Origin of the sequence: Nonomuraea solani (assembly GCF_900108335.1) — a bacterium.
GTDB lineage: Bacteria > Actinomycetota > Actinomycetes > Streptosporangiales > Streptosporangiaceae > Nonomuraea > Nonomuraea solani.
This window is the reverse complement of sequence record NZ_FNVT01000032.1, coordinates 98,892-108,977: the sequence shown is the minus strand read 5'-3', so window position 1 is coordinate 108,977 and position 10,086 is coordinate 98,892. Positions and strand designations below refer to the sequence as shown.

The following is a 10,086-nucleotide window of genomic DNA, read 5'->3' as shown; positions in this document are numbered from 1 at the left end:
CGAGGCGATCTTCGCAGGAGCGTTCGCCCCGTCTGCCGCTGCCGGGGCCACATGCTTGCCGGTCAGGCGCTCCAGGCCTGCCCGCTCGGCCAGCCGCAGCGCTGGGGCCAGCCCACTGTAGGAGATCAGATGCTCTTCATCGAAGATCGCGTGGGTGTTGCTCGCGGCGTGGGAGAATCGCACTTACGAGGTGCCTTCCTGAGCTGGCTGATTGAAGCGTAGAGAACTCCAATCTTCCCAGGTCAGAGGGCACCTCGCCTTATTTCACAACACATCCATCAGATTTCCGCCGTGGATCCAGGCTCAGTAGTAGAGGTCGTTGAGATCGCGTGGCTGTCATTTTCCGAAGTCGCCTGCACGGAACCTTTTTCAGGCTCTGTGGCGGCTGCCTTGGTCACGGCATGATCGCGATGCCGATGTTCGGCCGTTGATGTGAAGAAGCTCCTGGTAGACGGGTTGATCACCACAATCCACACCGTCGCAACCAGGAGCTTCAGGTGTTGTCCTACCGTGCTGCCGTCGATTTGTCGCCCCAGATGCTGAAGTACGTCGCTGGGATGATCCGGCGCCACCGTAAGGCGATCGGGTCGCTCTGGCGGCGGCTCAACCCCGGCCAACAGGCGTTGCTGGTGCTGGTCTATCTGCGCAAGGGCGAGACGTTCACCGAGCTCGGGGCCGGGTTCGGGGTGTCGACGGCGACCGCGTGGCGGTATGTGGAGGAGACGGTTGCGCTGCTGTCGGCCCGCTCGCCCAAGCTCGGCCAGGCGCTGCGCAAGGCCAAGCGGGACGGGCTGCACTACCTGGTTCTGGACGGCACGCTAATTCACATCGACCGGATCGCTGCCGACCGGCCCTACTTCTCCGGCAAGCACCGCGTTCACGGGATGAACGTGCAGGTCCTCGCTTCACCGGACGGGACGATCCTGTGGACCTCCGGCGCACTTCCGGGCAAGGCCCACGATCTGAGCGCCGCCCGCATCTGGGGTATCCTGCGCGCACTCGAACGTGCGGGCATCATCACCCTGGCCGACAAGGCGTATCAGGGTGCCGAAGGCCCGGTCCGGACCCCGTACAAGGGCAAGAAGAAGCCCGCCTCCCAGAAGCAGGCCAACCGCGCCCACGCCCGCCTTCGCGGCCCCGGCGAGCGCGCGAACGCGCAGTTGAAGAGCTGGAAGGTCCTCCGCAAGCTACGCTGCAGCCCGAGCAAGGCCGGCCACCTGTGCAAGGCCATCGCCGTCCTTCAGAATCACCGCGTCGCGCAGGCGGCATGAGGATGAAAAGCATTCACGGATGTACGCAGTCCTGTGCGAGCCTTCAGAGATATCTGGCTGCTCCATCGGGGCAGGGCGTTCGACCCACGACTTGCTGTGGACATACCACTGCTATACCGCCGATGTTTAGCATTCTTTGCGGTGCTCTGATCACAGGCGGAGCACCGCGAAGTTCTCGTTAACTGACAAGGATCGAAGTTCATGCGGAAGCTCTCCCCCTCGAAGATGCTCGCCACTGTTGTCGGGGTCTCTGCGGCCTTCGCCGTACTGACGCCGACCACGACTGCCACGGCCTCCACCACCGCCACCGCCTCCTCCTCGAGCGTCTCTTCGGCCGACTGCAAGGACAAGTGGAGCAAGCTGAACACGAAGGACGGCTTCGTCAGCTACGTCCTGAAGCTCTGCAGCAACGGCTACGGCGAGGCACGCGGCAGCGTGACGGACACCAAGAGCGACGCCTGGACGACCGTGGTCGAGGTCTCCTTCAAGAAGAGCAACGGCAACGAAATTTACGGCGGGTACAAGGAGGCCGGCCGGAACAAGGGCCACAAGAGCTTCAAATGGTCCACGACCCGCACCAACCTCGACCGGATTACGATCAGGGCCAAGCGCTGCCTCCCGGGCACGATCGTGTGCAACAACACCAAGACCTACACGCTCTACCCCTGATCTGATCTGAGGCGTGGAAGTCGGGTCGCCAATGGCGGCTGGATTCCGAGAATCGAATTCGAGGACGGTAGGAACTGGCGGGCAAGCCAGAAGGTGTCAGCCGCTTACCCTGAGGACTCCGACTACCCTCCGAGAAACCCTGTCACTCACGAACAGAAGTGTCCATGAGACTCACAGGTCAATCGTTTGGACTGGCTCAGCTGACACGGCAACGAGGGTGACGCCTTTTCATATACGCCGGAATATGTGGGAGCTGCCGCAAGTGACAGTATCCGTGTTCAATTCCGCAGAGGCCATATCGAAGAAGGCCCCGGTCTGCCTGCAGAAGTCGGGCCTGATCTTTTCAGGTACCCCGACCTTTCGCGCCTGGGAACTCATCGGCCTGGAACTCCTTCGGGCGGCCAATTCTTCCACCTGGTGGATAGCCGACTGGCTCGCCTATGGGGAATCCGCGTTCCAAGACCGTTACCAGGAGGCCGCGCGAAAGACTTCGCTCAGTTACCAAACCCTACGCAACTACGCATGGGTTGCCCGACAGTTCGCACTGCCACGCCGACGGGACCATCTCAGTTTCGGCCACCATGCCGAGGTGGCCGCCCTCGATCCCCCCGAACAGGACTACTGGCTGCGCAGGGCCGAAGAGTTCACTTGGTCACGGAACAAGTTGCGCAATGAGGTGCGGGCGAGCCTCCGAGAGCGGCAGGGCCCTAAGTCGATGGCCGGCGCCGACGAAATTCCAGTCGAGGAAGCGCACAACCCCGCGAGCAACAACGGTTACCCCCCGGTGGATACCAATGGCTTGAGCATAAAGCTCTCGCACGAACAGCTCAATCGCTTGACCGCGACAGCAAACTCCCACGGACTCAGTCTTGAGGAATGGGCGGTCCAGGTTCTCGAGTTCGTGTCCAACAATCCCGTCCAAGCCGCGGCAATGCCCTTGGAGAGCATCAACGACTGAGCCTGGGTTCGCGGCTTGATTCTTTGTGGCCATCCCTCGGTCCGGCCTGGGCGGGTGCTGCCGGTGATGATCGCCACCGTTAGCGTCCACGGGAGTGGTGTACGGGTTTGATCTCGTTCGTCGCCTTGATGCCCGTAGGGGAAGATCGATGTGACATGAGGGCGGCCACTCCGCGATCCATCACAGCTGTCGAAGGCATACGGGATCAGCACCACCTGACGGAACGGGGGCACAGTGCGACCGCCTTTGGGGTGTTCCCCTTCGTCGTGCCGAGTCAGTGCAGGGCTTCCTCCAGGACTTCTAGATAGGCGTACCCGGCCAAGAGGCTGTCAGTGAGCCCGAGCGCCGCGAATTGGTCGAGCAACTGACGCAGGGCGTCGAGATGGTCTTTCCAATCGCCGTCAGACACATGGGGGCCGCCGAGGAACTCGATCGTCTGGGCCGTCTCCGGTGAGCGGCGGGCGAGTTGCTTTCCGGCGACCGGGACGAGCGCCAACCGCATGGCCTTGTGGTCGTGAGGGGTCTTCGGGGTGGACGACTCGTGCTGGCCGCGATTGAGATACTCGGAGAAGGTGGCCGAGGTCCGATCGATGTCGCACCGGTCGAAGAGGACGGTGCTGTCGGAAGGCCAGTTCGCCAGGGAGACCGGGTGAATGTGCCAGTCGATCCAGAGCGGAAGCCCGTCCACGACGTACTGAGCGCTGACCGCTCTGGTGCTGAGAGGGCCGTTGTGGCGAGCGTCGATGGCGAAGGTCAGCTGGCCTGGACCATTGGGAAGGCGGTCGGCCGTCGCGTAGTCATCGAGGTGCGCGTCCTCAGCGATGAGGAGGAGGTCGATGTCGCTCCAGTCGTCGGCACGACCGGCGCCCAGAGAGCCGACCAGAGCGGCGCCGACCACCAACTGATCGTCTTGGAGGGCGTCGGTCACGGCGCTTAGCCAGCGGTCCCGGATCCGGGCGAGACGAGGAGCCGGCGGTCCAGTGTTCTTCATACTCATCGCGACCAATCTTAGCCAGGCAAATGCCAGACTCTATCCTTTTGCCACGGCGACGGAATCGGCGCCTAGATACGCTCCTCCTCCCACAAGGCCAGACCGGTTCCGGTGAAGTGACCGAAACCGGTCACATCAAGCTTCGGAAGATCGAGCGTGTGCCAAAATTCCAGCATATTCCACAGTCGGATATCGTCGAAAAGCAAGGGCGTCCCCGGTCTTATCCCGACCGTGCCGAGGCGGGACATAAGGCAAGGTTCGAACTCTCCATCCTTGGGGCCGTCCAAAAAGATAAGATCAGCCGTTCGTAACAGTTCCGCATGCGCCTCGAACACTTCGAGGCGGCACAGATCGCCGGTGATCGGCGTCAGTCGCCCGTCATCCAGGTCTTGGGCACGGAGCAGGGTCTGACCCACCTGTGACCACGGGACAACGTCGAACGTCACCAGCCGCCCGGTCACCGGCAAGTTCTCCAGGAGGGCCAGTGCGCTGGCTCCGTCGAAGGTGCCTATCTCCACCACCGTCTGCGGTTTCAGCAGTTCGACGATCGAGGCCAGCAGCCGATAATGCTGCCCCGGCCACACGAACACCGAATCCGCCGCACCGCGCTCTCGCAGCAGGCGCAAGGGCTGGTCAAGCGCCCGTTCGACAGCGGTGCCCGCCAGCGAGAGAAGCGCACGCAGGCTTGGTTCGTCATGGTGATCGTCTCGCATGATCGCGCTGATGTAGGACTCGGGCGCGCCCATACTGTCGAGCCTCGCGGACGTCCACCGCAGGTCGAGCTCCACAGCACTGGCGATCCGCCGCAGGAGCGACCGGGCCATGGTCGTCATCTTTCCGCGTGGGTACAAAGACGAGGCCCCGATGGCATTGTGATCGCGTACCAGACCCAGCGCGTCGCCACCCCTACTGCTCGGCAACGAATGCGAATCATTTCCGTGTTTTGCCACGCGATACCTCCCGGTTGATCGTTTGGGCGAGCGGCCGGCGGACTGTCATCTGTATGCCTGGACCTGGGTGTTGTAAAGCTCGGCATAATGGCCGCCGAGGGCGAGCAACTCGGCATGACTACCGCTTTCGGCAACCCGTCCATCAGAGAGGACGACGATGACGTCGGCCATGTGGACGGTGGAAAAGCGGTGAGACACCAATATGGTGATCGCACCGCGTCGCCGGGCCGTTTGTGCCTGATGAGCGAAGCTTTCGAAAAGGTCGTGCTCCGCCTGGGGATCGAGCGCCGCGGTGGGTTCGTCGAAAATCAGCAGCAACGGAGACGTGCGCATCATCGCGCGCCCGAGAGCCAACTTCTGCCATTGGCCATGCGAGAGGTCAGTGCCGTCGAAGACGGTCCCGAGCTGGGTGTCCAGGCCGTCAGGGAGGCGCATGACGGTTTGACGGGCCCCGGCACGATCCACGGCGCTCTCGATCGCGTCGCTGTCGTCGATGTGCCGCAGGTCTCCGACACCCACGGCTTCCCTGGCGCGGAGTTGGAGCTTGGCGAAGTCCTGGAAGGCGCCGGCACAGCGGGCCGACCATTGCGCGGGGTCGATGTCGGCCAGACGCCGGCCGTCGATGTCGATCGAACCCTGGTCGGGCCTGTGCATGCCGGTCAGCAACTTGACCAGGGTGGTCTTTCCCGCGCCGTTGACGCCGACGAGGCCGACGGTGGAGCCGGCCGGCAGGTCCAGGTCGATGTCCATGAGGCAGGGTGTCTCGTCGCCGGAGTAGGAGAAGGTGACGCCGCGCAGGCTGATGCCCGTGGTCAGCGAATCGGGCGCGGAGGTCGTGCCTTTGGGGAGGGCGTCCGCGTAGTCGCGCAGCCACAGGTAATGGTCGGCGATGTGCCCGGCCTGAGCGATCGCACCGGCGCCGGTCACGCTGCCCGAGACCTGTTGGCGGAGCCGCTCGGCCAGCCAGATCACCAGCACCACGTCTCCAGTGCTCGCCCGGTCTGCCACCGCCAGGTACGCCACGATGGCCAGCGCGCCGGCCAGCCCGGCGAAGAAGCAGCTCCAGCCGAGCGCCGTCCATGCCATCCCCTTCAGCAGGGCGATGCGCTGCTGCCTAGTGGTCTGCTCCCACAGCCGCTCGGCCCGGTGGCTGAGCTCGGGTCCGTTGCCGGCGATCAGCACCTCCTTGGCCGACTCGGGTTGCAGGCACAGCGCGTGCATGGCTTCCTCATGCCGGACGGTCTGTGCGACCGCGTCTTGAGCGGTGCGTCTGAGCCGCTGACCCTTGCCATTGCAGACGAGCACCGGCGTGACGCACAGGGCGAGCAGCGACAAAGCGGGGTGGATCTCGGCCAAGAGAAAGAGGCTCAGGCCCAGGCTCACCACGGCGGCGAGGGTCTCGACGACCGTCCAGCACAGCGCCGCCAGGGAGAACGTGCCGCGCCGCAGCGTCGTCAGCCGGTCCAGGTACTCGACGCGTTCCAGGTGCTCGATGGTGGGGATGTGGGCGGTGACGCGCAGGACCTCGTGCTGTACGTGCACCGACACCAGGTCGGCCAGGTAGGGTCGCAGATTCATCTGCACCCGCTCAAGCGCCGAGGACATCGTGTACGCCAGCACACCGACGATCACGGCGGCCGCCACGCCGCCGACGTCGCCCAGCCCTGCGGCGTCGACCAGCCAACGCTGGCACACCGCGGTCCCGGCGACCACCCCGGAGGCCAGCACCACCAACAACGTGGCGACAGTCGCCACTCGGGGATCCGCGCGGAAGGCCAGCACCAGCATGTGCCAGGTGGTGCGTATCCTGTGGGTCATCCTGCCACCGTCAAATCGTCGGGATCATCGAGGTCGAAGCGGGCGGCCTGCAGCCCGAACAGGCGGGCGTAGCCGCCGCCGCGGGCGAGCAACTCCTCGTGGGTGCCGGACTCGTGGATACGGCCCTCGGCCAACAGGACGATGCTGTCGGCATGCCGTACGGTGGAGAGCCGATGTGAGATCAACACCATCGACGCCCCCTGGGCGGCGGCCACCACGTTCTGGTAGAAATCCGCCTCAGCCCGTACGTCGAGATGAGCGGTCGGCTCGTCCAGCACGATCAACCGGCGCCCCTGCGCGACGGCGTACAGCACACGGGCGATCGCCAGTTTCTGCCACTGGCCACCCGATAGGTCCTGCCCGCGGTCGCCGCCGCGCCACAGCGGTGTGTCGAGCCCGCGCGGAAGCCGATCCACCATCTCGTACGCGCCTGCGCGTAGCAGCGACTGCTCGACCAGGGCGTCATCGACCGGCCGTTCGGGAACCGATAATGCGACGTTGTCGCGCACTGAGGCGGGATAGCGCACGAAGTCCTGAAAAATCACGCTCAACCGCCGCCGCCAAGCCGCGAGGTCCAGCCCGGACAGGTCCACACCGTCCACCAGGATCCGCCCGGCCGTCGGCGTGTACAACCCGGCCAGCAGCTTGGTCAGCGTGGTCTTGCCGACACCGTTCACACCCACGACGGCCAGAACCCGGCCGGGTTCGACGCTCAGGTTGAGACCGTTCAACACCGGCCGCTCACTTGCCCGATAATGAAACTCCAGGTCCTCGAACACCACCGACGGCGCATCGGCTTCGAGATCGGTCTCAGGGGTGGGAGCGGCGTTCAGCATGCGGGCCGGTCCGTGGCGTGCGGTCAGCCGCTCAAGGGCACGCATCGCTCGTGTCCCGCGCTCGATGTCGACGGATTCGCTGAAGTCGCTGGCCGTGAAGATCGCTCTGGCGGCCACCACACACGTGGCCAGCGTTCCCACCGTTATCGCGCCGGCGGTGGCGGCCAGCCCCGGCACCAGCAGCGCCGCCAACGCCGATCCTCCCGCGAGCATGATGGGAAGGACCTGGCGGCGCAGGATCCTGCGGTGAGTCGCCCAGACTTCGGACGCCGTGCTCAAGCGGATGGTCCGCCATCCCTGTACCACCCAGTCCGCCAGTCCGAACAGCCGCACTTCCTTGGCCGTCTTCACACCCGCGGCCAAGCTCGTCCAGTACTGCACCCGCCGCCCGTCCCTGGCCAGCGACTCCTCCAAGCGCGCCAGATGCATCCACTGACGACGGATGATCGCGCGTATGAGCAAATTCACCGCCAGGAGCCCTATCGCCAGAATGGGAAAGTACGCGGCGAGCACGGCTGCCGCCATGACCGCACCGATCACACGGCCGGCCAGTTGAATCAGCCCCAGGGCCGCGACACCGGGCGAGCGGATCGACCAATCCCCCGGTGCGCTCGCCCGCGACGCGTCGTCGTGAAACTCCGGCCCTTCCAAATGCGCGATGCCGGAAGGCGCCAATGCCATGGCGCGCACCTGCGTACGCACCCAGCCCTCGATACGGCGCGACACGGCGAAGTGGAACAACTCCCGTAGCGAATCCATCAGGTTGATCGCCATCAGCACCACGGCCAGTGCCGCGACCAGCACCGCGACCTCACCGGCCCCACCAGCGGCACCGACACGCGCCACCACCGCCCCGGTGATCAGCGCGGCCACTGATGGGCCAGCGGCCTTGGCAGCCAGGACTAGCACCAGTCCGATCAGATCTCGCCTCCGCGCGTGCCGGAGCATTCGCAGTACACACGCCTTCTCCCCTATTTGGTCGCGATATGTCGACCAGTGCAGCGGAGCCAGCGACAGACCAGAATCGTGCTCGTTCAATCTCAAGGGCGCAACTCCATGTCGGAGAGATGACGAATCAGCCGGTGAGAAGAGCCGGCAATAATCATCGAATCTCGTTTCACGCGCCACGTCATTGCATGTTCGGCCCGTGCGATGCCGCGGCTGCCGCTGAGACCTGGCGTCGAGATTAGGGCACCAGGACCATGGCAGGGCAAAGCGCCGTGTGCGTAACCGTGCGCTTACGTATGGCCCGCCAGATGACGGGCCGTGGCCCGCTCCACCCGTGCCGAGTGTCCCGCCGGCGAGACAACGGCTCCCGGTCGCTCATCAACCGTTCTCGATTGTGGCGCGGTGCCGGAGTATTGGCCTCTGCGGTTAAGGGCGGTGAACGTCCTGAGTGGCACAAGCCTGGCCGATCATCGAACGGAAGGGCGGAGCATGACGCCGGAACACCTCAACCGTGGCCGGTCGCATGGGAGTGGGGCGTGAGTGGCAATCGCCGGTCACCGCTGCGTTTGCTGGTTTTCGGCGCTGATGGGTGGGCCGGGGTGTGGCATGAGCATTTCCTGCCCGCCGTGGCCGACCGGGCCAAGGTCGCCGCTCTGGTCGACCAGGACGCGACGAGCTTGTCGGACCGTGCGGCCGCACTGGGCGTGCCCCGGTCCGCCGCCTTCCGCTCGATCGACGAGGCGGCTCGGGCGCTCGGCCAGGGGCTCGACGTCGATGCCGCCGTCGTCGTGCTGCCTCCGGAGTGCCATCGCGACGCGATCTGCGCGGCGGCCGAAAGCGGACTGGACGTTCTCACGGAGAAGCCGCTCGCGAGCGATCCCAAGGCCGCAGCCGACATCGTTCGGGCGGTCCGGTCGTCCGGGGTGAAGGCACAGGTGATGCAGAATTACCGACATTACGGTCCTATCAGGACGGCCAGATCGGTGCTCGCCGACGGCGGTCTCGGCCCGCTCAACCTGCTCGTGGCGCGCTTCCGAGTCGACTACCGGGAGCCGCGGAGCTGGGGCGGCAACCGGCACGACCATCCGCACGCCGCCCTCTTCGAGGCAGGCGCGCACCACTTCGACCAAATTCGTCATCTCACCGGGGAGACCCCCGAGTCGGTGTGGGCGGACGAGTGGCGGCCGGGTCATGCGACCTCGTTCTCAGGGGCGCCATGCGCCCTGGTCGGAGGGGTCTTCCCGTCCTCGGCCCGGTTCCTCTACGAGGCGAGCGCGGTGGCGGCCGGACAGCAGGACGGCTGGAAACGGGAGAGCTACCGGGCCGAGTGCGCAGGGGGGACCCTGCGTGTGGTGGACTCCTCCGTGCTCGTCACCGTTCACGGCCCCGACGGAACCGTGGAGAGCGAGGTACCGGTGACCGCACCGCCTCTCACGGGGCATCGGGCGGTCATCGACGAGTTCGTCACCTGGATCTCCGGCGGCCCCGCGCCCGCCACGCGGCTGGCCGACAACCTCGGAACGATGGCGACGATATTCGCCGCCATCGAGGCCGCGGAACTGCGGGGAACGGTACCCGTCGCCAGGCACATGGCCGCGCTGACCGGAGTCGGGTGACCAGGCCGAGATGAGAATCCTGCAGATCT

General features: G+C 65.4%; 8 protein-coding genes and 1 pseudogene. 4 read left to right on the top strand and 5 right to left on the bottom strand.

Going from position 1 to position 10,086, the window contains the following annotated elements:
- Window positions 1-183 (bottom strand): annotated as a pseudogene (locus C4V41_RS65005) (hypothetical protein); the annotation flags it as partial.
- Window positions 184-497: 314 nt separating this feature from the next.
- Between C4V41_RS65005 and C4V41_RS55265 the strand changes: the two are divergent.
- From C4V41_RS55265 to C4V41_RS63665, 3 genes are all read left to right on the top strand, one after another.
- A complete protein-coding gene (locus C4V41_RS55265; protein WP_103964105.1) occupies window positions 498-1,271 on the top strand; it encodes a transposase family protein in 774 nt (257 codons plus the stop codon).
- 201 nt (window positions 1,272-1,472) lie between these two features.
- Entirely contained in the window at window positions 1,473-1,940 is a 468-nt protein-coding gene (locus tag C4V41_RS55260) for a hypothetical protein (protein ID WP_103964104.1), read from the top strand.
- 244 nt (window positions 1,941-2,184) lie between these two features.
- Window positions 2,185-2,898 (top strand): LmbU family transcriptional regulator, encoded by a 714-nt coding sequence (locus C4V41_RS63665; protein ID WP_200824922.1) that lies wholly within the window; start codon window positions 2,185-2,187, stop codon window positions 2,896-2,898.
- 274 nt (window positions 2,899-3,172) lie between these two features.
- On the opposite strand, the gene C4V41_RS55250 is transcribed toward C4V41_RS63665, so the two are convergent.
- From C4V41_RS55250 to C4V41_RS55235, 4 genes are all read right to left on the bottom strand, one after another.
- Window positions 3,173-3,826: a nucleotidyltransferase family protein gene (locus C4V41_RS55250; protein WP_103964103.1), complete on the bottom strand. Its 654-nt coding sequence runs from the start codon at window positions 3,824-3,826 to the stop codon at window positions 3,173-3,175.
- A gap of 134 nt (window positions 3,827-3,960) precedes the next feature.
- Window positions 3,961-4,713 carry an O-methyltransferase gene (locus C4V41_RS55245; protein WP_160150740.1) on the bottom strand — a complete coding sequence of 251 codons (753 nt, stop codon included), beginning with the start codon at window positions 4,711-4,713 and terminating at the stop codon, window positions 3,961-3,963.
- Between the two features lie 171 nt (window positions 4,714-4,884).
- On the bottom strand, window positions 4,885-6,627 hold the full coding sequence (locus C4V41_RS55240; protein WP_160150739.1) for an ABC transporter ATP-binding protein: 1,743 nt from the start codon (window positions 6,625-6,627) through the stop codon (window positions 4,885-4,887).
- A 26-nt stretch (window positions 6,628-6,653) separates the two neighbouring features.
- On the bottom strand, window positions 6,654-8,366 hold the full coding sequence (locus C4V41_RS55235; protein ID WP_146104195.1) for an ABC transporter ATP-binding protein: 1,713 nt from the start codon (window positions 8,364-8,366) through the stop codon (window positions 6,654-6,656).
- A 329-nt stretch (window positions 8,367-8,695) separates the two neighbouring features.
- Between C4V41_RS55235 and C4V41_RS55230 the strand changes: the two genes are divergently transcribed.
- Entirely contained in the window at window positions 8,696-10,057 is a 1,362-nt protein-coding gene (locus C4V41_RS55230; protein WP_103964099.1) for a Gfo/Idh/MocA family protein, read from the top strand.
- The last annotated feature ends 29 nt before the right edge of the window (window positions 10,058-10,086 follow it).